This window comes from Bartonella sp. TT29SHDZB (assembly GCF_042193395.1).
Classification (GTDB): domain Bacteria; phylum Pseudomonadota; class Alphaproteobacteria; order Rhizobiales; family Rhizobiaceae; genus Bartonella.
Map to the genome: position 1 here is coordinate 1 of NZ_JBHILQ010000180.1, position 535 is coordinate 535.

The 535-nt window shown below is 43.4% G+C and carries 1 pseudogene; it reads left to right on the forward strand.

Features of this window, described 5'->3' with window-relative positions:
- Nucleotides 1-535, forward strand: a pseudogene (locus ACFIJJ_RS10285) (phage tail protein); the annotation flags it as partial.

Below are 535 nucleotides of genomic sequence, written 5' to 3' on the forward strand. Positions count from 1 at the left end.
CAAAAACACTTCTGGAAAACTCAAATCCACTTCTGTCTTGTTAGAAGAAATTACCGACAAGATGAGTAAGATGAAAAGCCAAGCACAAAGACAGCATATTGCCGCTCTGCTGTTTGGGGGCGATGGTAAAGAAATGGCGACCATGCTTGCACAAGGCATGGCACCCATTAAAGAGCTGTTTGCAAAGGCGCGGAAAGGAAAATGGCTGATAGGTGCCGATGTCGCACGCTATGCCGCAGATTTGAGTGACAAGCTTGGTGCTTTTAAGAAAAAAATAGGCGGTATCGCGAGCTTTATTGGCGCCCGTTTCATGCCCGTGATTAATGATATGATTGACGGTTTTTCAAAGTTGATTGATGAAAACCGCGACCTCATTCAAACAACTGTTGCGAGCTGGGCAAAAACCTTAAAAAAAGTCCTTAATGATTTGCTTAATCCTACCTCTGATTTAAGAAAAGGCATCAGTGATCTCACAGAGAGGATTAAAGGCTGGTTCCAATGGCTAGAACCTCTGATTGGTGAAATAACCCTCTTT